The following is an 18,929-nucleotide window of genomic DNA, read 5'->3' as shown; positions in this document are numbered from 1 at the left end:
GATTTATCTAGTCAGACCAAGCATATGAGTGATACTAACAGTGAGAACATTAATCAAAGCAAAAACCTAGTTAGCACTTAATGCTGGGTACACTGAGCCATTTGGTTGTGTATTGCGGAGTTAGCAGGTCACGGCGCATTGACCACTTATGCTCTATGCCTTGAGCTGCTAGAAACATCGTATCACTGCCATAGCGTTGGTTAATGTCATCTAGCGTATGCATCAAAGCTGGATTAGCTTTAGGAGGGTTAAACAAATCGAATTGGTTATGCTTTTCGCTGGCTAAATCGATAAGCCCTATACCGATTTTGTAATAATGTATGCCTTCACGAAAAAGCTTTGGTGCGGCTTCACTCATAGCTTTGGTTAGCTCAACAGTGCAGTTGGTTGGACATGGAAAATGCACAATAGCTTTGTAGCTTACTGGCCGCTCATCATGGGGTGAATTACTGGCAAAAATCAGCATAGTCTTACAGTATGAGCCTTGCTTACGTGCTTTACTCGCTGCGATAGCAACATGCTTACTTAATGCTTGCTGTAACGACTCAAAATCAGTGATCCGCTCACCTACGCTTCTAGTCGAAAATATCTGCTTTTTATCTGCCCTCGCCTCATCCCATACTTTACAGGCTTGGCCGTTAAGCTCACGAACGGTACGTTCTATTTCAATACTAAATTGCTTTCTTGCCAGTGTCGGCGGCATAGACGCGAGTTGAAACGCTGTACGGATATTCATTAGTTCAAGCTTCTTACTTATTCGACGTCCTATGCCCCAAACATCCCCTACAGCAAGCTGCTTTAAAATAGCAATACGCTCTTGCTCATTACTAATGAAACAAACCCCTTTATAGCCCTCAATCTTCTTAGCTGCATGGTTGGCGATTTTAGCAAGAGTAAGTGTTTCACCAATACCCACACAGACTGCTAGCCGCGCTTCTTTCCACACAGCACGGCGGATTAACTGACCTTGCGTAAGGAGGCATTTGATAGCTGGATAACAGTTCTTAAAAGAGAGGAAGCTTTCATCAATAGAGTAAACATGTTGCTCAGGGGCAAAGCGGCCAATGATATCCATCATTTTGCTAGATAAGTCAGCATAGAGTTCATAGTTAGAGGAACAGACAATAACGCTACGTTGAGCGCATAAGGCTTTAACTTGAAAGTAAGGTAGAAACTTCCCAATGCCAGCTTCTTTAGCTTGACGATTAGCAGCAACAATCATCCCATCGTTGTTACTTAGCACAATAACAGGCTTACCACGCCAATCAGGGCGAAAGACTTGTTCTGCACTGCAATAGAAGCTATTAGCGTCAACTAGAGCAAACATCTAATTACCACACAACAGAGGGCTTTGACGGTGGCAACGAATAGAACGAGTGACTACGCCTTCAATACTAAAATCATCGTATTCATGAATTATAACAGGCTGGTATTGTTGATTAGAGGAAAGGAGAACACGCCGCTTGGTATCTAGAATCTTACAAACAAACTCGCCATTAAAATTGGCAACGATGACATCGCCGTTTCGAGCAGTCTCATGACGGTCAACAATGATCATATCACCATCAAAGATGCCGACGTCTTGCATCGACTCACCTTGAGCAATGCCTATAAAAGTTGAGCTTGGATGCTCAATCAGTAAATCGTCCAAGCTCATGCCTAGCTGGCTGTATTCAGCTGCGGGACTTTCAAAACCTGTAATGCCTGCTCTTGCAGGTATAGGGATAACACGCATAGAAATAAACCACTGTATATAATTACAGCTATTTTAGCAGTAAAAATTAAAGGTACAAGTATAAAGAATTTATCCCTCTAAAATGGCAGATTTAACTCGCTTGAGGGAGGCCTAAAACAATTGGTCTGCATGAATAGATAAAAATGAAGATTTAACTTCGTATCACGTAGTTTCGTTAAACCCGTAATTGGCAGGTCATGCTGATATCAGTACAACAACCATTTATGGCAAACGCGACAATGCCTTTATGAAACAGGCCGCATCCGTGTTGGATTAGACACCACCACTCAAGCAGACCAAGCGGGGACGTTGATACCAATGATAAAGCCCAAGCTAAACGTTAAGTGTTAAGTGTTAAGTGTTAAGTGTGCCAATCATTATTACTATCTACTCAGATTGCCGAAACCTTACTGACAACGGCAATGCGCTATGGTTTTTAATATGTTCCCTCGCAAGTTTAGCTGCCTTGGTAGGTATCAAGCTTCAGCACGGCATTAATTACGATATAGAAAGTACCCTAGAAGAGTTCCCAATAAAAGATACACCTTTATAAACCTCGACCCCTTCACGAACGCCTATCAACATTCTAGGTGTTACTGGCGATAAGTGACCAGTTATCGGTAAGCTCATGTTGAAGTTTAACGTGTTACCCGTGCGTTGATACCGACTACTCTCGCAGCTTGGCTATCGACAATTAACAGAGCGCTCATATCATCAATAACAATATTTTGCAGGCGAGAAAGTCCCATACATTGGCAAGATAAAAGCGTCATGTCACGGTTTGGTCACCATTTGGTCACCAATGGCAAAATTGAAATTTTCTGGGGTAAGGAATTGCTGCTATAGAGGAGACTAAAAAAATGATAAAATCCTGAAAAGACAAAGGCCTAGCATTTCTGCTAGGCCCTCTTAATTTGGCAGGGGTGGCAAGACTCGAACTCGCAACCATCGGTTTTGGAGAAAGATCTATAAATCTAATTAAACAAAACCTTAATGCCAACTGTTGAAATATTATTATATATCTTGATAGTAATAACGCCTTGATTTAACAGTGCTCTCTAAATCCTTTTTCAACAGTTTATTCAAAAATTTTGCTTAGAAGGTTGTGTGGCCACTACCGAACAACGATAGCCTCCGTTACTGTCACCTCTAGCGGTAACTTTATCTATCGACCAATCCCCAGCCATTTCGGTTGGGAATGAGTCATTCAGGGTTAACAGCCCCTCGGCTACCAAATAAGGATCACCTGGCAAATCTAGCCGAACGCTGACTCCTTGCCGGCTAACCTTGGTTAACTCGGCACGGCAAGCCTGTTGTGCAGTATCCGCGCTTTCGTAAGCCTGGCGCAGCTTCTTAAACGGTTCCTCGCCATCGAGTACTTCATGCTCTTGGCCGGTGCCACTGTCCGTCCATTTTGCCTTGACCCCGCTCACGTTCGTTCGGCTTGGCTTATCAACTTGGCAGTTAATAAACCGTCCAGTGTCTGTTGGGTCGTTATTACCTGGCACACCAACCACTACAGGCGGAATAGTCTGCCCAGTAATGGTTTTAACTTGTCCACGCTTTGCCAGCACATACAAGTCATTGACCGGCTTGGCCACGGCATCTCGCTCCTTTGCTAAACGAGTTAAAAAGGCACTATCGGTTTCATCTACCTGGTCAACATGATCCAGTGTGATCCCTTCATACTCAGGCGCCACTCTTGGGCTAAATCCGTGGGCGCTAACCACCTGACGAAACAAGTCTGCCAGTGTAATCTTTTCAAATGAACGAGTCCGGCGTTCCTTGAAGCGGGTCTTATCCTCAATTTGAAATGGAGCTGCTGTGGCCACTATGGTTACTGTGGGAGGAAATAGGCGCGGGCTGATACGGGTGATCTTAAACTCCCCTTTATCGACCAGCTTGCCGTCATACCCCTCTGACCAGCCTAAAGCGGCCCCCTCTTTCGGTAAACCCGTTTGACCGGCTGTATCCACAGTTAGAGTAATTTGGTCTGACTGAATGCCAGATGCATCCACTCGTTCCCAAGATATTAGCCGGCTATTAATGACTGCCGCGCCAGGGCCACGAACGAGCACCTGGGGAACAAATCCTAATCCCATACATTCACCACCTTAGCCGGTGTCTTGGCAACTAACACCGGCAGCTTGATATCTATCCCAGCTGGCAAAATAGGGCCGTACTGCTCAAGACCTGGATTAAGCGAATACAGCGCTTCTTCTGCGGCATCGTCATCCCGTTGCATTTGCTGCCATAGAATGAGTGGAACAGTATCACCATCACGACTGCGTATTATATTCACCGGCGTATTCCTCTAACTCTATGGTAAAGCCAACAACAAAAGCGGTTCCGTCATCGATGATGCGGTCTTGCTTTTCCTGCAGGCGCTTGATTGTCCACAAACCCAAGTTGCGGCCATATCCATCAGTAAGCACCAAAGGCACCCGCTTCTTCTGCAATAACCTGAGCTTGTCCATATTGCTCATGCCTTCGCCACGAAACCAGGTACCATTCACGCTGATATTTTCCAAAGCTTGACCGGTGTTTTGACTGATAGGTTTCTGCCCGTACCGGGGAACAGTTACCCATCCCCCATCACTGGTACGTTGCAAACCCTCATAGGGTGTACCCTCGCTAAGCGAGAAAACAAACCCACCCAAGGACATCATCTGTCTCATGTGTCGCTCCTATCTGACAGGCTGCTATCTGCCCGGGCTGATACATCACTATTACCCAACAGCATAGGGCTAAGCTCAGCCTTCATTCTGGCCATCAAGTCATTACCCACATCACGGTCATAGGCTGGGTTGCCAGAGGGCGTGATCTGAATAGTCGGTGAAAATGTAATAGTCTTATTGGCCTGCGCGAGCTGCTGGGTCTTCTGAGCTATTTCAGCCGGCGCGGGTTTATCTGTCTTATCCTCGCTGAACCAGCCACCAATCTTAGTGCCAGCCCATTCACCCACGGCACCACCACCTAGGCCACCCACAATAGAACCAATGAGCCCCCCGACAGCGGTACCGATAATGGGAACAACAGAACCTAATGCCGCACCTGCCATAGCGCCAGCAGCTGCACCACCAAGGCCGCCAGCCATATCCCCTGCAGTGCCTCCTATTTTCTTTGAGTCACCACCAGATACAGCTGCCGCTAGGCCTGCGCCTTGAAGCAAAATATCAGCAGGTTTAAACAGCTTGCCGGCGCCTTTCAATAACGCACCGCCGCCTGGCAGCATATCCATCACGCTACCTGCCGCACCCGCTATATCAGCACCAGCCATGGCCATGTCTCCTGCCGAAGCAGCACCTGAAACCATAGACAGTGCAGCACCTCCACCTAGTAGCCCAGCCATGCGGCCAAACTTACCACCACGACCAGCACGGCTACGACTTGGTGAACGATCACCTGCCATTGATGGTCCTGGCATTAAGCCACCAAACAGATCGCCTATTCCACCGGCTAAACGGCTGGCACCACCACGCAGACGGCCAAGCTTGCCACGAGGCCGTACAGCACCGCGCCTTGTTCTACCTTGGCGGCCATAACCACCAGAGCCTGAACCCAAGCCACCCAGTTTTCGATTAAGCCTATCAAGCGCTCTTGATGCCCGATTAGCGCTTGTTGTGGTTTCATCAGTCGAACTGGACAGCTTGGTCTTGCCCAACTTGAAACGGTCGAGGCCATTGCCCATGGTCAGCTTAGCCAACTTAAAAGCAATGGCGCCGGCTTTGACTACCGCAATGGCCGCTGCCACGCCCAGCAAGCCTGTGGCCAGTTTAGGATTGGCCTCGGCAAAATCGGATATCATATCCACCACTGTCATCAGTGGCGGCACCACTGCATCGAGCACAGGTAGAAGACGATCCCCGATGGTGATCACCATGCGGTCAAACTTACCGCTTAACTGGGCAAGCAAATGCCCACGAGTCTTAGATCTATTTGCGTATTCATCATTGACACTACCGGCGCGGTCAGCTTCTTTTGCTACCCGACCAAACGCCGCTATCAAGCCGTTCTTATCATCGTCCATGGTCGTGACCAACTTGGACACGGCACCCTTAATTTCTGAGCCGAACAACTGAGATATGACAGCGCCGCGCTCATCGGCTGAGACGTCCTGCAGCTCTCGTAATACGCCCAGCAGAGTGCCTTTGGCATCTTGCTGCATGGCGCTTGCAAGTTCTTCTGGGTCAAAACCTAATTTATCCAGTGCCTGCTTCTGGCTACCCGTAGCCGCATAGCCGGCAGTTAAAGCGCCAGAGATATTTTTCAGAGACGTAGCAGCAGTCTCTTCCGTAGCACCGCCGGCAATCAAACTGGCTGACAGCGCAGCTGTATCGTTATAACTGAAACCTGCACCCATGGCCGTCGAACCCTGGCGAACCATCACAGCAGCAATGTCTTTCGCCTTGGCATTCATGTTGTTACTGAGGTAGTTGGTCGCGTCAGCCAAATCAAGGGCGTTTTTCTGGGTAAGGCCCATAGCCGCTCGCCAAGTAGCCAAAGTTGAACCCGCTTCTTCGGCAGACACATCCCAAGCCACACTCATTTTAGTGGCCGATTCGGCAAACTGCAGCAGCTGGTCTTTCTCGATACCAGACTGACCTGCAGCCGTCACTATGTCGGCAATGCCGTCTTGTTTCACACCAAGGTTGCCGGCCATCTTCATCATCTGGCGGCGGTAATCGGCTTCTTCCTTCTCGCTTGAAAAGTTGACGACTTTCTTTACATCGGCAAACTTGCTCTCGTACTCGATGGAACGCTTGCCAGCCATAACCATAGGTGCAGCAGCTGCCGCCACACCAACGGCCTGCCCAACCAGCTCACCCTTCTGAGCATTTCTAGCAGCAATTCTGCCTTGTAAAGTTTCAATTTTCTTAAGCTTTGCAGATTGCTGCTCAAGCGCTGTATTGGCCCTGGTTGTTTGCTTCGCCAAGCGCAACTCTTCCGCGCCAAGAGCATTGACCTTGAGCCCAGCTGCGCCCAAGTCACGGCGCAATCCACCCAGCTCCTGCGCCTGGCGGCTATAGGCTGTGGTTAGTGTGGCTGTTGAACGTGTTGCAGTTTTAAGAGCCGTGCTCTCTTTCTTCAATGCCCGCTCGGCATCTTTTTTCACTTTAGTTAGGCGGCCCACTTCTTTTTGAGCCTTCACCACTTCAGCAGATTCAGCACCATAGGCTAGGGTGAGTGTTTCAACATGATCCTCAGCCGACTTTAACGCTGACCTATGCTGTTTTAGCGTGGTGATTGCAGACAGCTCGGTCTGCTTGAGACGTTCGGTTTCAATCTTTGCGCCGGCAAGCTTTCCTTTCGTAGCATCCAGCTGCTCAGATAGGCTCTTAAAACGAGTAATAAGCTGCTGTTTGTTACCTAGTTCCTTCAAGTGGCTGCTGGTTTCAGCCGCAGCACTTCTCAGCTTACCAACACTCTTGGTGGCCTCATCGGTAGGGCCACTAAAGCGGTTGACTGCCGATAAGACGATGGACGTTTTACTGTTGTTTTCTCCCACAGATTACCCCTTCTTGATCCCTAGTTTTGCTGCAGCGAGGTGATAACGGCGCATGGCTTCATCTATGCGCCAACTCAAAACCTCCCCAGGGGATACGTGGTAAACCAAGGGGATAACATCGGTTAAGACTTCAACGTCTTTTGGCGAAAGAAGTCCGCCGATTTTTCCAAAAAATCAATCAAACGCTCTTGCAGCAAGTTCCAATCTGGCAGGCTAAATCGCTCCAATTCTTCACGGCTAAAACCTGAGCAACTGGAGCTAATAAATAGGGTGCGATCCCACTCGTCTTTGTGAGTGTCCATCAAGTCGGTTGTGGCCACCGTTGGAGGACGCAGCGTGTAACTGGTTTTGTCTTGGCCATCATCACCTTGGAACGGAGTAAGCAGCACAGGCTCAGCAGAGGTATCGAACCCTTCAATAAGCTGGGCGGCACTAATATGCATAAGATCCAGAACTTGCTCCTGCAGACTGGTGTAATCTGGCGTAACCAGGCGCTTAACTTCGCTCAAGGTCAGACCGGTACTGGCACAGATGCAGGCGCGTAACAGATCTGTTTCTTTGCCCTTATGGGCCTTGCTCATTTCTCTGTGCTGGCCCATGGTCAGCAGCTTGACAGGCACTGAGTTAAGCGCCTGCTTCTTGTCGTCTTCAATCGGCCATACCAGGTCATGTGATTTCGGTTCAAACATTGTCTTACTCCCAAATAAAAAAAGGCCCACTCCAAAACGGAGGGGCCTGTGCGTAGCGGCGCAACTAAGGGTTATGCCATGCCAATATTGCGGCGGTGCTCTACCATGAGATCGCCTTTACCCAGATTCAAAATCTGGGCGTTACGGTCAATTTCATAGATGATCTTGCCGCTTTCGGTCTTCTTGTATGCACTGACGGCCATCTCCAACTCAGCGTCAGGCAGTTCGCCCATCTTGCTGGCAGATTCGGTGACAGAAATAACTTCGCCGGTCAGGCTGTAGACGATGGCAAACTTGTTGCCATCTTCGTCCTGGTGCGATTCCTTCACATCCACTTGGCAAACTTCGCCGGCTGCCAAACCAAACGCCGACAACAGCTCCTGGTTAGCGCCCTTGACCTTGAACTTGCTGGTCATCTTTTCAAGACCCACCATGATTTGCCCAGGGATAAAAGAGCCGCCCCGAGTATCCTGCATGGTCTTCTTGATTTCTGGCGCGGTGAACTCTTCCAGTTCTTTGACTAGCGGCTGACCGTTAATCATCCCTGCACGGGTAATGCGTGAGCGTTGTCCAGACATTACAGGACTCCTTCTAGGAATGTTTCGACAATGCCGACATCCTCAATTAAGTGATACACCATGTGCTCGTTCGGGGCGAAACCATGGTACTTGATGGCAATATGCCACTCGCCATTGCGGTAGTTGTCTACCGTGTTAAGTGTGGGGTGTAAGTACACCTGAGCACCCATCACAGTTTCATCGGCTTGCAGCGTCTTAAGCCAATAGTTCAGCTTAGTGATCTCTTGCTCCATGAAGCTCTTGCTGAGATTACGGCCCATGGCACGTTGTGCCGTCTTAGCCAACTTGCGCACTATGGCGTACTCAAGCCCCACCTGAGACACGAAACGGCCCATGACACAGCGGTTGCCAATAAGCGAGAAGCCGCCCATTGAGGTTCTGGCAAAATAGGACACGCCGTTCTTATTCAACAAATCACCATTTGTTGATTTGTCCATGATGTTGTAATCAATGGTGCGAGCAGTACCTTGGATCAAGGCGCCCATGCCGCCCTTGGCAGGGCTCTCCCAAGCTCTCACTCGGGCGAAGCAAGACAAAGCCACTGCTGCAGCAGAGAAGTAAACATTGCCCTTGGCCGCCTGGCTGTATACCGCAACTTGAGGATCGACCAGATAGAAAGACTCATAGCCGGTATCGGCGCCGCCCAAGCTCTGTGAATAGGTCACAGCAGCCTGGTCATTGGTGTTGGGGCCGTCACCTACTGGAATAGCAAACAGACGCTTACCCATAGCAGCAAGCGCATCTGCAATAGGCTTAGTGTTGAAACCTGGTGCAGAAATATGAGTAGGGATCTCTTGGCAATCGGGCAATGCCTGAATGCCGGTACGCTGACCCGTGGCACCATCGACGGTGCCTAGTACATTGTTGGTTGTAGCGGCAGCATCGGCCCCTTCTTCAACAATAACCACATAGATAGGCACTGATACCAAGCGGAAAATCTCATAGCAAGAACGCCATAATGTGCCGCGCTCTGTGCCGGCTAAATCAAGCTTTGCCGCATCACCCATATTAGCCACACGTACGGGGCTGTTTTTAGGCAATAAGGGATCTGCATCTGGCGCAGTACCTACCAGACCAAGGACAATACTGCCCAGTGGACCCATAGGTGGCGGCGCAGCTTGGCGCTCTATGCTGATCCCGTTATGCGTAAACGATGCAATCTCAGGCATTAGTTATCTCCTTTGGTGGGTTTATCAGCCTTAGCTGTGGCAGTGCTTGGACTGACACTAATCTTGCCTGACAATAATAAAAAATCTGCCTCACAGGGCAGCAACTCAAGCTCTTCACCGGCTTGGTGCCAATGCTTCTTGTTCGGACACGCGAAGGCGGCCAGCACTTGGTATTTCATGCGCGGGTTCACCGGAGTTTTCGGGGTAGCCATAGGGCCTCCAAAAATAAATAACCCGGCAACATGGCCGGGTTAGGGATATAAAAAAACCGCCTTTAAGCGGTTAGTTATGGTTTGACAGGCCAGACAATGTCGTCCGGGTTATCCGTCGATTGCGGTAAATCGCGCAGGGCTTGGCGGTAAGCTAAATACTTAGCTTTCATTTCATTATCAAGCGGCGTGTCTGGAATTTGTGTCCAGTCAGTTTGAGTAATCAGAAAATCTCGATATTTACGAATTTCTGACCACTTAATAACAGGGTGCAATCCGTCGATAAAAACAGGTTGGTTCATGTTGGCTCCTTACCCTACTAAATTAACGTTTGCGAACCATTCTTCGGCTCTATCAATGTGACCTGTAATTGCCGCGGGAAGTGCGATTAACATTTCACCTGATGCTGACAAAGGGATGGGATGAAGGTTTGCATAAGCTCCAAAACCTGCCGGGCTTAACTTTTGATTGCAAAACACCCATGTCCCTAATTCGCTGCCTTGTGCCCAAGAGCCAGTAGCACCACCTGACAACACTTTGACAAAAGCCCCCAGCGTAATAAACGTGTTTACCGGGATTGATACTGAGGATGGATCATCGGCAGCCTGTGGAAAAAGCAGCCAGCCAGGATTGTTAACCCAAGATACTTTCATTATTTTAAAAGGACGGCGATAGTACGCTGTTTTTCCTAAGTTGGCCCCTATATCTTCTTCCATTTGCTGTAACACCAAAAGCTGTTCCGCAGGCCTTACATTATTTTGTATGATGGTTAGATGTTCCGTAACTGTAACTGAAGCATTAACAGACATCCCAAAAGGCAACCCAGTGCTAGGATCTATATCTAATACTTGATTTCTGGTAATAATAATACGCGGTAACTTTGTCAGAACTTTGGCTAATTCAGAATCTACTTTAGCTGTATTTTCTGCGGTTTTTTGGTCAATCTGTCCCATCTTTCCGGCCACTGTCGCTGTCATGGTGTTAACCGATGTGATTAGTGCCGCTATCTCTTGCGTACTCATAGGTACTCCTTTTATACGCTGTTAATTAAAGTGGTGCCGTTATCAAAAGCGGCGGTTAATTGGGTTATCAGGCTACTGAGTTCCTGATTTGTACTGTTCAGCCCTATTTGTGTTGCATAAAAAACTGCCGCTTTACCATCGAACAGCGTCGAATCCGCCGCTTTAGTGCCTTTGAGTAAATAACGAGCATCTGCTGTCACCTTGTCATAAACATCAGCACTGTTAGCCTTCGCGGCCAAGACAGTGAAAAGCGAGCCTATGCTGTCCTGGTTGCCCTTGAATGCTGCAGCCAGCTCGTAGATAGTATCCAGCTCTGCTGGCGCTAGGCCGATGAGATTCTGGATAAGCTGGTTAACTTCATCTTTACTGTAGGTCACCGCCTTGTCGGCCTTGTTGGCCAGCTCGGCTATGTTGACTGTGATAGCTGCATCACCACTGCCATCAAAACTCACTTGCCCAGTTGCATCACCATTCAGGCTTATCAGTCTTGCGACTTTGAGTGCATGAGCATGGTCTGCGGTGGCCGTGAGGCGATTGGTTACCGTTAAATAATCAATGGTGCCGCCGGATTTGTTGAGCTTGTTGCGCAGCTTGCCGTCGATAGTGCCAAGCAGCTGGCTCAGCTTGCTCAGCATTATGTCTATCGGCGTTTGAGGTTCTGCCATGGGTTACTCCTGAGCGCCTATGGCGCCAATATAATGATCCAATGCCAGGCTCATACCGCTCACCATGCCCAGCTGTTCCTGGCTAACCTGCTCGGCCTTTTCACTTGCTAAAGTGGCAGCCTGTTGCGCTTGTTGCGCCATAGTCAGAACGCTTTGAGCCACTGTACCAACTGGGCCTTGAACGCCAATAGACACAACATTAATAAGGGGCCTAGTGGACTGGCGTATAGTGACCTGGTTACCGCCAACATCCATACGCACGACTTGGCGAACGGTATGGCGCAGAGTGATGCGGTTGAGGTTGTTCATTGCACGGCTCCCACAGTCAATCTTGCCCAGCCGCGAACTAAGCTATAGGCATCACCACTGGGGAAAGTGACTCGCACCTCCCAACGGGCGTCCTGCCAAGCATCGGCCTGCTGACCCGTGGTTTTCCCTGGGCTAATATGTATGGCCATCTTGCCCTTAGTGGGGTCGGTGACCGTTATGTCACCAGCCAAGCTGGTACAACTAACTAGCAAGGCGTTGCTGGAAGAACCGCGCACCTGCAGGTCTATACTGCAGCCGGTAATATCCACGGGTTTCATAGGGCCAGCTTCTGTCTCGGTTTCCCAAGTCAGTTCGAAGTCAAACGTAGTGCCGCTAACTAGCGGCAGCTCTTGCTCATCCATAGTGACCCCTTATGCATGCTTCTTTTCCAAGTCCAGCAGGCGAAACTCCTGCAAGATTTGACGATGCATAGTGTCGACCTGAGCTGTTGCCATTTTGATAAATTCTTCATCAATTAAAATGTTGAGGTTTTCGGTACCGACAATGACAGTCACTGTATTACTGGGTAAGGCACTTAAATTCAGCGTAATAGGCTGAATGCAGTGGCCATCTTTTGGCTTGTAGTTAAGCGTAGTGTTTGGGGCAGATATAACCCCGAACAGAGTGCCCGACTCTAACCAGAACCCTAGCTCTTTAATCGGGTACTCTTGAGGGCCGCTGAACTTAGCAACAGCTTGAAGCATAGGGCCTTCACCGTCTTTGTACTCGCCAAACTCTACTCGCTGGATTTCATTCTGCAGCGTGGTCTGCTCTGGATTGGGGGTGTAAGCCCTGTCACCTGCCGACACCCATTTGAGTTCGGCTTTAATCCCTTTGGACTTGGCATTGATACATTCGTCCAGTCCCTTACGGGTGATCACTAATTTAAGTTGGTCGGTCATCTGATTACCTTATATAACTGCGCTCGCGTTAACGCGCGATACTGTAATGCTGTAGTTGCCGGCTACGGCTGTAACGCCCATCTGGGCGTAACAGCTCACGACAGGCGTGATGGCCAACAAATTAAGCGGCTGAATATTGATGCCAGGCATTGTGCTACCGGCTATTGCCAGTGACACACTGGCGTTAGGCATGGGCCAAAGACTGGCGGCGCCATGGGTATCTTTGACATTAGTGGCTGGGGCTCTAGCGCCGGCTAGGCCAAGCTCAGTCTCTACCCCGAACATCAGAGACAGCTCGATCACATCCCGCTCTGACTTGCTGTCTTCTATATAAGCCAGCAGCTTATGAACATTGGCAACATTGACCGGCTTGTTGCCCTTCTCCCAAGCAATAACTTCCAAATTGTACGGGGCGGCTTGCGGCACCTGTTTATACCAAGGTGTGACTTCACTCTGAAAGTCCAGTGATTCAAGCGCCATCTTCAAACCGGCGCGAGTACCACTCAGCCGGCGTACCTGCCACGCATTCCCTGTAAGGTTGCGCTTAATGTGTTCTGGGTCTGCCGAATCCCACACCGGCAGTTGCCGCTCTGATGCGAGATACGGCAGCATGTTTTGCTGGGTATATCTTGCGTCGAGCAACTGAGGGTATGGCTGGGGAACAGTGTAAAGCTGCTCACTCAATCCCAGCTCTAATCCACGCTCTAGGGCGCTACGGTTATCCGGCAGGACGCTATAGGTTTTCAGTGCTGACGGTAATGTTGATTGACTCAAGATATGGCGCCTCACTGTGAGCGCAACGAACTGGCTGCGCGGGTTCTGTTAAATCGGCTCGATGAGCCCCTGTTGATTTAAGCAATACGCTGTAAATCATCGAGGGCTCTATGCTACCTCCCAATCTGTGCTGGCTGGCGGCGTATTCCTGCACCGCCTTTTCGGCTGCGGTTTTCACCATGGCAGCATCTGGACCAGGACGAACATAAAGCTGAGCAGCACAGGCCCAAGTCTGAATGCTTGGCGTTTTTACTGTGATAAGATCCGTTTCCTGGGCTATGTCATCACGACCCAAATAGCTCTGGGTTGCAGCAACGAGGGCAGGTCCTGGTATGCCGTTGCCGGCATGGGCCAAAATGTAACAGTCCACTACACCGGGGGTGACTTGCCTTGCCTGAGCGTCTTTGGTTTTGCCGGCGTCTTCATGATCTGAAAAATCATAGGTCACCACCACCTTATTAGGCTCTGGACTCTCAACTTTTACCGTGGGCCTGCCTCCCAGCGTCATAGCGTGGAAACGATAACCTGAGCGCGTACCCGTTGTGGCCAATGCATAGGCGGCCAAATAATAACGAGTTAGCAATGCATCATTATTTTCCTTCACTGGCGGCACTGGCGGATAAGCATTAGGATCACCTGGTGACAATACCAGGCGTTTTACGCCCAGTTGACTGGCTATCAATTCAACCATGTCATTGTCTGTGGCATACATGCCGAACATCTGCTGCGCCTGGGCATTCATCTGCCGAAAATGGCTCTGTAGGATAACCGTGAATGCCTCGGTGAACTTGGTCATCAGCTCGGCCTCGTTGGCGAATGTTTCGCGCACGGCGGCGGCATCTCCCGGCGCGTGTTGCTCCAAGTAATTCAGCACGGCCTCTTTGACATTGGCCAGCAAGGTTTCAAAAGTCGGCGTGGTGATCACATCCGATTTAGGTAATGGGTTTTGATGTGGAAACATCCAGTGGCACCTCAAATTTAACAGGACGCCCATGCCACATGCCTTCAAAGTATAGGCTCAAACCAGTGGCACCGCGTTTGGCCACGCAGCTGCTCGGGATAAAATCCTGCAGGCCGTTAGCCGGGTTATAAAAAGCCTCGATGGCAAAGCCCTGGGCGCGAACCAGCATGCTGTCTGACATATTGTCAGCCAAGGTTTCACGCACTCGACTGCCAAATTTTGGCCGTTTAGCACGACCTACCAGCGGCGTGGTCATCACCTGGATGATGCGGCTCATCAACTGCTCAAAGCCTGTAATCTTGCGGCCTGTGTTACGGTCGATTCCTATCATTGCTGCTGCTCCGGGGCTTCCGTTTTAGGGTTGCCAACTCGATGTAAATGACTGTTGTAAATATCTCTGTCTGACTGCATTGTCCTGGTGTGGTCACTGACCTCCCCATCGGCATGGACGTCCTTGGTGGCATGTACCATCTTGGTGTCTAGGGTTATCTTCTCACTCGCTCTTAATGTCAGGGTGCCTGCATCCATATCCCAGATTTCTGCGCACTTATCACCGTAGGACGTAACCACTTGGGCAGGGTTATTTACGGGGAAAGGAAACTGAGTGGAATCTATGCCCACTAAAGCAATGCTCTGGGCGCCGGTATTGCCGCCGCCAAAGTTCAAAATAATTGCCTGCTCACCTTCGGTCGGACAGCGGTAGTGAGAAACCCTGCCAGCAGATTGAGCAAACCACTTTATAAACGGGGTGATAAGGTCGCCATGGGCCACCTTCACGAGTTGATTGTTTTCATGAACGGCACTGACGCGACCCAAACGGATCATAAGCTGCTGGCGCCGGCGCAGTTCTTCTACCTCGGTGCTCAGCTCTTCAATTTTGTCTAAGTATGGCCCCAGCATTTCACGCACTAGGAGTTCAATTATTTGTCTCATCAAAGTCACCCAGTGGCTGATACTCGTTCTTGTCATCCATGTTTTCTGGATTGACTGCTAGGCGAATGCCGCGCTCTTCATCTGGCTCTAATGTCGGTAGGCCGATTGTCACGTTCTGCACGTATTTAATTGACCAAACCGCATAGTCGTCCAGCTCTGGATCTAATGCATCCGGGTCGGCGCTAACAACTTTCGCCGGCATAGCCTTGAGGCCAAAATCATTGTCCTGCAGTACCACGCTTAAAAACATCGCGGCATTACGGGCATCTAGCTGGTGAGTTATCTCTTTTACCCCTATCGCAACCAATACTTCGCAATGCATGTTTACGGCAAGTTGACCGTTGCCTGGCTGATTAGGCACTGGCTCCCACCCCATTACTGAAATAAAGGCACAGGGCGTGTCTAATGTCTCTGTTATCTCTGGGTAATACTCGACGCTCTTGAGCCAAGGCACATGAGATTTGAGCCAAAGGCGCACTGCCTCGTGATAATCGGTTAAGTGAATGCCTTTACTCATTTGAATTTGTTCCATTGTCGTTGGCGGCCAGCTATCGAATCACGGCCCGCTACTCGGCCCTTCATGTCTGTGGTGAAATGCTGCATGAACACTTCCGGTAAAGAGGCAAAAATCTCATCTTCAAGTTTTACGTGCAGCGGGTCAGCGACCGCCACTTTCTTCTCTTTTATGGGGAATCTTGCAGCACCTTTACGGGCGAAAATAGAACGCTTGTTGCGTACACGGCCAACAAAGCCATCTTCATATTCCTGTTTGCCTAACTTCTTGGAAGTAAATGCCGCGCCTTCTGGGGAACGCTTACTGCCTAATCTGGACATGCGACCCTTTAAACGGCCAATAGACATATCATTCAGACCAAACCACAGCTTGAGTTCATCCAACTTGGCGCCAGTTTGACCCAACTTAAAAGCATTTTTATGGGCTTGCATACGCCGGCGAACTTCTTTTAGGCTCTTGGCGTCCATGCCTTCTCGCATTAGCTTGGCGCCTTGAGATTTCATGGTAACTGAGGTTCTGGCTATGGCACGGTTATACGCTGCCAGCATCTCTTTCTCGGTGCCGCCCAGCATTAGCTGGACGGACTCCAATTCTCCGGGGTCAATATCGAATAGCAGGCTTTGTTGATTGCTTTGCATCTTTAACTCCCAGATAGACACGGGTAAGACCAGAGCCCTCAGGAACAGGTGGCCGCACCAGCTGCCATTGGCTGCCAGCCACTGTCACTCTATCCCGAACATTAAGCCCTGCAGCATCATTATCTGGAAGCAATAACGAGGCTTTATCACCATCAACAAAACCACCACCTTTAAGTTTGGCCGTCTGCTGTGGGTTATTGAATATCCCAGTGACCTGCTTATCACCCACTGAAAGATGTAAAGTAGCAGGCGTTCCAAAGTCCTTGGGGTTGAAGAAAACCCCAAAGTCACCAGCGCCTATCACTCTTCTGGCTCGTCATCTTCACCAAAGAACTTATCTAGCTCATCGGCTTCTGCTTCTGGCTCTTTGATTTCGATGTTATTTTTAGCGCCCTTAGCCGCTACTTTTGCTTGACCTGCTTGAACGAGATCACGGGCTTCTGCCTTAGTGACGTCAACAATAGAATCAACGGCATTCTTGCCTTCGCCCGTTTTTGGAAACACGGCGGTACCACGGATCATAACGCCCGATAAAATTTGAACTTTCATGGCTTAACTCCAGATATAAAAAAGGCGCCACATGGGCGCCATTAACTTAGGGTTGGTTACACTTTCTTGCCATAAGCAAAAGCGGCACCATGACGAACAGCAACATCTGCATCTTGGAACACGCGCAGCACAGTACCGCCACTGGCGGCCTTGGTGGACTTATCAACCGTCAAGTCCAAAGCGCCCCACATACCGACCAGTGCCTGGCTAAAGTCACCATGCAGCATCGCATCGGTTTCAAGCTGTGTAGATACCACGCCTGGATAACCGTTAACCTGATCGCCATCCCACAGGTACTTAGCCGTGCCTGCTGCTTTTTCTGTAGTTTTCAGTGTGCCACGCAATGATGGACGCATAGCGTAGGCCATGTTAGCCGCCAAAGCATTGGACTCGGCCACGGCGGTTTCAAACGCCACTATGGTCTTCCAATCCCAGCCACCTGCTGGAATTGGAATAGCATGCACACCCGTCTGGTTTTTGATACCCAGTGGCTGGTTATTGAGTCCAGTTCCAAGGAATACAGCCTTATCAATACCCAGACCGATACCGCGCAACATTTCATCACGCACTAGCAAGTCAATGTCTGGGGTGGATTGCTGCATCAAGCGGCGAGTAATAGGGACAGCGCCGGCGATGGTCTTGGGAGACATTTTAATGATACCCAGTCCCACATTTGACTCGGTACCGTCTTCATCTTCGTCAATCCAGTAGAAAGACGAACCGCTGGTCATCTTGGGAATATCGACGTTACCAACAAGGCCAGTGGCAAAACGCACCCCCAAACCGGCTGCTATCGAGTTAGGACGCAACAAGTCAATGAACTGGCTACTCCATAGGTCAGTTGCAACCAATTCACCACCCATGCCGGCACCGGTAGACTGAGCGGCTCGGCCCAATTGTGACAGCACTTCATAGTTAACGTAGAAGCCGCGAGCGTCCTTGCCCATTTTATCAGCCAGGGCCACTGAGACTTCACGCTCAAGACCTGCACCTTTCCAGTTACCGGTAATACTGGCGCGAACAGCATTAATCAAGCTGTAACGGCGTACATCTTTATCAGATAAGCCCAGGTTCATTTCTGTGCCAGCAGGCTTGGCTTTTTTCTCACGAACAGCCTTAAGAACAAGCTGGCGGAACTGGTCTACGCTGTGTTGAGACTTAACCGCCTCGTCAGCCTCACGGCCAAGGCCAAACTGCTGACCCATTGCCATGATTTCCTGACAACGCTCAGTTTCTTTCTGGCGAATGGCATTCTCATCCACTGGCACAGCCGGAGCTTTAGCGCGAGGCTTAGCTACTGGCTTCTTATCACGAGTTTGCTCTTCTTCAAGCTCTAAAACTTCATCTTCGTCCATATTTAACTCTCTCATTTCAATGTTAAAATCGGTTACATCTTCACTTTCATCACTACGACCCAACCCCACAGATGTGTCGGCAGGCACAGAGACAGATGAAATTTCATAGGGCTGCCACTTAGTAGCCCGGTACCAATCCATCCCAGATTCATCACGTTTAACGTGAACAATTTCCAGAATACGATAGCCAACGCTGACGTGCGGACGGATACCGTCACGCATATCACTCCACAACTCTTCCCCACGTTCACTTTTGGAAAGACGGATAGTGGCCCGACCCTTATTCTGCTCAATCAGTGCGCTTTCAATTGCCCCCCTGTGATCCCTAGTGTTGTGATCCATTAGGAATGCTCCGCTGTTGTTCAGTCTGGACAGGTCACATTCACCAGGCCCATGCCCGAGAATTTCCATACCAAAC

Annotated in this window: 25 protein-coding genes; all 25 read right to left on the bottom strand. The window is 49.7% G+C overall.

Annotated features, from left to right (window positions below; translation table 11 throughout):
• Positions 1–70 precede the first annotated feature (70 nt).
• A complete protein-coding gene (locus HNW13_RS00305) occupies positions 71–1,327 on the bottom strand; it encodes a Y-family DNA polymerase (protein WP_192114303.1) in 1,257 nt (418 codons plus the stop codon).
• Positions 1,328–1,735: a translesion error-prone DNA polymerase V autoproteolytic subunit gene (gene umuD, locus HNW13_RS00300; RefSeq protein WP_192114302.1), complete on the bottom strand. Its 408-nt coding sequence runs from the start codon at positions 1,733–1,735 to the stop codon at positions 1,328–1,330.
• 1,082 nt (positions 1,736–2,817) lie between these two features.
• Positions 2,818–3,837, bottom strand: a complete 1,020-nt coding sequence (locus HNW13_RS00295; protein ID WP_192114301.1) for a contractile injection system protein, VgrG/Pvc8 family — start codon at positions 3,835–3,837, stop codon at positions 2,818–2,820.
• Positions 3,828–4,037, bottom strand: a complete 210-nt coding sequence (locus HNW13_RS00290; RefSeq protein ID WP_192114300.1) for a tail protein X — start codon at positions 4,035–4,037, stop codon at positions 3,828–3,830. Before HNW13_RS00290 ends, HNW13_RS00295 begins: the two co-directional genes overlap by 10 nt.
• Positions 4,015–4,413 carry a phage tail protein gene (locus HNW13_RS00285; RefSeq protein ID WP_192114299.1) on the bottom strand — a complete coding sequence of 133 codons (399 nt, stop codon included), beginning with the start codon at positions 4,411–4,413 and terminating at the stop codon, positions 4,015–4,017. Before HNW13_RS00285 ends, HNW13_RS00290 begins: the two co-directional genes overlap by 23 nt.
• Positions 4,410–7,244: a phage tail tape measure protein gene (locus HNW13_RS00280; RefSeq protein ID WP_192114298.1), complete on the bottom strand. Its 2,835-nt coding sequence runs from the start codon at positions 7,242–7,244 to the stop codon at positions 4,410–4,412. Before HNW13_RS00280 ends, HNW13_RS00285 begins: the two co-directional genes overlap by 4 nt.
• Positions 7,245–7,366: 122 nt before the next feature.
• Positions 7,367–7,933 carry a phage tail assembly protein gene (locus HNW13_RS00275; protein ID WP_192114297.1) on the bottom strand — a complete coding sequence of 189 codons (567 nt, stop codon included), beginning with the start codon at positions 7,931–7,933 and terminating at the stop codon, positions 7,367–7,369.
• Positions 7,934–8,004: 71 nt separating this feature from the next.
• Entirely contained in the window at positions 8,005–8,511 is a 507-nt protein-coding gene (locus HNW13_RS00270; protein ID WP_192114296.1) for a phage major tail tube protein, read from the bottom strand.
• Positions 8,511–9,680: a phage tail protein gene (locus HNW13_RS00265; protein ID WP_192114295.1), complete on the bottom strand. Its 1,170-nt coding sequence runs from the start codon at positions 9,678–9,680 to the stop codon at positions 8,511–8,513. The genes HNW13_RS00270 and HNW13_RS00265 overlap by 1 nt, the downstream gene beginning before the upstream one ends.
• Complete coding sequence (locus tag HNW13_RS00260; RefSeq protein ID WP_192114294.1) at positions 9,680–9,892, bottom strand: hypothetical protein; 213 nt, start codon at positions 9,890–9,892, stop codon at positions 9,680–9,682. Before HNW13_RS00260 ends, HNW13_RS00265 begins: the two co-directional genes overlap by 1 nt.
• Positions 9,893–9,966: 74 nt before the next feature.
• Complete coding sequence (locus HNW13_RS00255) at positions 9,967–10,191, bottom strand: tail fiber assembly protein (RefSeq protein WP_192114293.1); 225 nt, start codon at positions 10,189–10,191, stop codon at positions 9,967–9,969.
• 9 nt (positions 10,192–10,200) lie between these two features.
• Complete coding sequence (locus HNW13_RS00250; RefSeq protein ID WP_192114292.1) at positions 10,201–10,911, bottom strand: hypothetical protein; 711 nt, start codon at positions 10,909–10,911, stop codon at positions 10,201–10,203.
• A gap of 11 nt (positions 10,912–10,922) precedes the next feature.
• Positions 10,923–11,576, bottom strand: coding sequence for a hypothetical protein (locus HNW13_RS00245; RefSeq protein WP_192114291.1), 654 nt, complete (start codon positions 11,574–11,576; stop codon positions 10,923–10,925).
• Between the two features lie 3 nt (positions 11,577–11,579).
• Positions 11,580–11,885, bottom strand: coding sequence for a hypothetical protein (locus tag HNW13_RS00240; RefSeq protein ID WP_192114290.1), 306 nt, complete (start codon positions 11,883–11,885; stop codon positions 11,580–11,582).
• The gene (locus tag HNW13_RS00235) at positions 11,882–12,034 is read right to left on the bottom strand and encodes a hypothetical protein (RefSeq protein WP_192114289.1); all 153 of its coding nucleotides are present in this window, start codon (positions 12,032–12,034) and stop codon (positions 11,882–11,884) included. Before HNW13_RS00235 ends, HNW13_RS00240 begins: the two co-directional genes overlap by 4 nt.
• A gap of 222 nt (positions 12,035–12,256) precedes the next feature.
• Entirely contained in the window at positions 12,257–12,787 is a 531-nt protein-coding gene (locus HNW13_RS00230; RefSeq protein ID WP_192114288.1) for a phage tail protein, read from the bottom strand.
• A gap of 9 nt (positions 12,788–12,796) precedes the next feature.
• Positions 12,797–13,561 (bottom strand): phage tail protein I, encoded by a 765-nt coding sequence (locus HNW13_RS00225; protein WP_192114287.1) that lies wholly within the window; start codon positions 13,559–13,561, stop codon positions 12,797–12,799.
• A complete protein-coding gene (locus HNW13_RS00220; protein ID WP_192114286.1) occupies positions 13,521–14,522 on the bottom strand; it encodes a baseplate J/gp47 family protein in 1,002 nt (333 codons plus the stop codon). Before HNW13_RS00220 ends, HNW13_RS00225 begins: the two co-directional genes overlap by 41 nt.
• Positions 14,494–14,853 (bottom strand): phage baseplate protein, encoded by a 360-nt coding sequence (locus HNW13_RS00215; RefSeq protein WP_192114285.1) that lies wholly within the window; start codon positions 14,851–14,853, stop codon positions 14,494–14,496. Before HNW13_RS00215 ends, HNW13_RS00220 begins: the two co-directional genes overlap by 29 nt.
• Positions 14,850–15,455 carry a phage baseplate assembly protein V gene (locus HNW13_RS00210; RefSeq protein ID WP_192114284.1) on the bottom strand — a complete coding sequence of 202 codons (606 nt, stop codon included), beginning with the start codon at positions 15,453–15,455 and terminating at the stop codon, positions 14,850–14,852. Before HNW13_RS00210 ends, HNW13_RS00215 begins: the two co-directional genes overlap by 4 nt.
• Positions 15,439–15,972, bottom strand: coding sequence for a hypothetical protein (locus tag HNW13_RS00205; protein ID WP_192114283.1), 534 nt, complete (start codon positions 15,970–15,972; stop codon positions 15,439–15,441). The genes HNW13_RS00210 and HNW13_RS00205 overlap by 17 nt, the downstream gene beginning before the upstream one ends.
• Positions 15,969–16,559, bottom strand: a complete 591-nt coding sequence (locus HNW13_RS00200) for a phage tail protein (protein WP_208062776.1) — start codon at positions 16,557–16,559, stop codon at positions 15,969–15,971. The genes HNW13_RS00205 and HNW13_RS00200 overlap by 4 nt, the downstream gene beginning before the upstream one ends.
• 10 nt (positions 16,560–16,569) lie before the next feature.
• The gene (locus HNW13_RS00195; protein WP_192114281.1) at positions 16,570–16,911 is read right to left on the bottom strand and encodes a hypothetical protein; all 342 of its coding nucleotides are present in this window, start codon (positions 16,909–16,911) and stop codon (positions 16,570–16,572) included.
• Entirely contained in the window at positions 16,908–17,156 is a 249-nt protein-coding gene (locus tag HNW13_RS00190; protein ID WP_192114280.1) for a hypothetical protein, read from the bottom strand. The genes HNW13_RS00195 and HNW13_RS00190 overlap by 4 nt, the downstream gene beginning before the upstream one ends.
• 56 nt (positions 17,157–17,212) lie before the next feature.
• Positions 17,213–18,853, bottom strand: coding sequence for a phage major capsid protein (locus HNW13_RS00185; RefSeq protein ID WP_243756191.1), 1,641 nt, complete (start codon positions 18,851–18,853; stop codon positions 17,213–17,215).
• Between the last annotated feature and the right edge of the window lie 76 nt (positions 18,854–18,929).

The sequence above is a fragment of the Shewanella sp. BF02_Schw genome (assembly GCF_014596695.2).
Taxonomy (GTDB): Bacteria; Pseudomonadota; Gammaproteobacteria; order Enterobacterales; family Shewanellaceae; genus Shewanella.
Note: the sequence above shows the minus strand (reverse complement) of the source record. Positions and strands in the feature narration are given on the sequence as shown.

What these genes read in the sequence shown, in the direction of transcription:
- HNW13_RS00305 (WP_192114303.1), bottom strand. Translation starts at nt 1,327, where the DNA reads ATGTTTGCTCTAGTTGACGCTAATAGCTTCTATTGCAGTGCAGAACAA.
- umuD (WP_192114302.1), bottom strand. Translation starts at nt 1,735, where the DNA reads ATGCGTGTTATCCCTATACCTGCAAGAGCAGGCATTACAGGTTTTGAA.
- HNW13_RS00295 (WP_192114301.1), bottom strand. Translation starts at nt 3,837, where the DNA reads ATGGGATTAGGATTTGTTCCCCAGGTGCTCGTTCGTGGCCCTGGCGCG.
- HNW13_RS00285 (WP_192114299.1), bottom strand. Translation starts at nt 4,413, where the DNA reads ATGAGACAGATGATGTCCTTGGGTGGGTTTGTTTTCTCGCTTAGCGAG.
- HNW13_RS00275 (WP_192114297.1), bottom strand. Translation starts at nt 7,933, where the DNA reads ATGTTTGAACCGAAATCACATGACCTGGTATGGCCGATTGAAGACGAC.
- HNW13_RS00270 (WP_192114296.1), bottom strand. Translation starts at nt 8,511, where the DNA reads ATGTCTGGACAACGCTCACGCATTACCCGTGCAGGGATGATTAACGGT.
- HNW13_RS00265 (WP_192114295.1), bottom strand. Translation starts at nt 9,680, where the DNA reads ATGCCTGAGATTGCATCGTTTACGCATAACGGGATCAGCATAGAGCGC.
- HNW13_RS00260 (WP_192114294.1), bottom strand. Translation starts at nt 9,892, where the DNA reads ATGGCTACCCCGAAAACTCCGGTGAACCCGCGCATGAAATACCAAGTG.
- HNW13_RS00255 (WP_192114293.1), bottom strand. Translation starts at nt 10,191, where the DNA reads ATGAACCAACCTGTTTTTATCGACGGATTGCACCCTGTTATTAAGTGG.
- HNW13_RS00250 (WP_192114292.1), bottom strand. Translation starts at nt 10,911, where the DNA reads ATGAGTACGCAAGAGATAGCGGCACTAATCACATCGGTTAACACCATG.
- HNW13_RS00245 (WP_192114291.1), bottom strand. Translation starts at nt 11,576, where the DNA reads ATGGCAGAACCTCAAACGCCGATAGACATAATGCTGAGCAAGCTGAGC.
- HNW13_RS00240 (WP_192114290.1), bottom strand. Translation starts at nt 11,885, where the DNA reads ATGAACAACCTCAACCGCATCACTCTGCGCCATACCGTTCGCCAAGTC.
- HNW13_RS00235 (WP_192114289.1), bottom strand. Translation starts at nt 12,034, where the DNA reads ATGGCCATACATATTAGCCCAGGGAAAACCACGGGTCAGCAGGCCGAT.
- HNW13_RS00230 (WP_192114288.1), bottom strand. Translation starts at nt 12,787, where the DNA reads ATGACCGACCAACTTAAATTAGTGATCACCCGTAAGGGACTGGACGAA.
- HNW13_RS00220 (WP_192114286.1), bottom strand. Translation starts at nt 14,522, where the DNA reads ATGTTTCCACATCAAAACCCATTACCTAAATCGGATGTGATCACCACG.
- HNW13_RS00215 (WP_192114285.1), bottom strand. Translation starts at nt 14,853, where the DNA reads ATGATAGGAATCGACCGTAACACAGGCCGCAAGATTACAGGCTTTGAG.
- HNW13_RS00210 (WP_192114284.1), bottom strand. Translation starts at nt 15,455, where the DNA reads ATGAGACAAATAATTGAACTCCTAGTGCGTGAAATGCTGGGGCCATAC.
- HNW13_RS00205 (WP_192114283.1), bottom strand. Translation starts at nt 15,972, where the DNA reads ATGAGTAAAGGCATTCACTTAACCGATTATCACGAGGCAGTGCGCCTT.
- HNW13_RS00190 (WP_192114280.1), bottom strand. Translation starts at nt 17,156, where the DNA reads ATGAAAGTTCAAATTTTATCGGGCGTTATGATCCGTGGTACCGCCGTG.
- HNW13_RS00185 (WP_243756191.1), bottom strand. Translation starts at nt 18,853, where the DNA reads ATGGATCACAACACTAGGGATCACAGGGGGGCAATTGAAAGCGCACTG.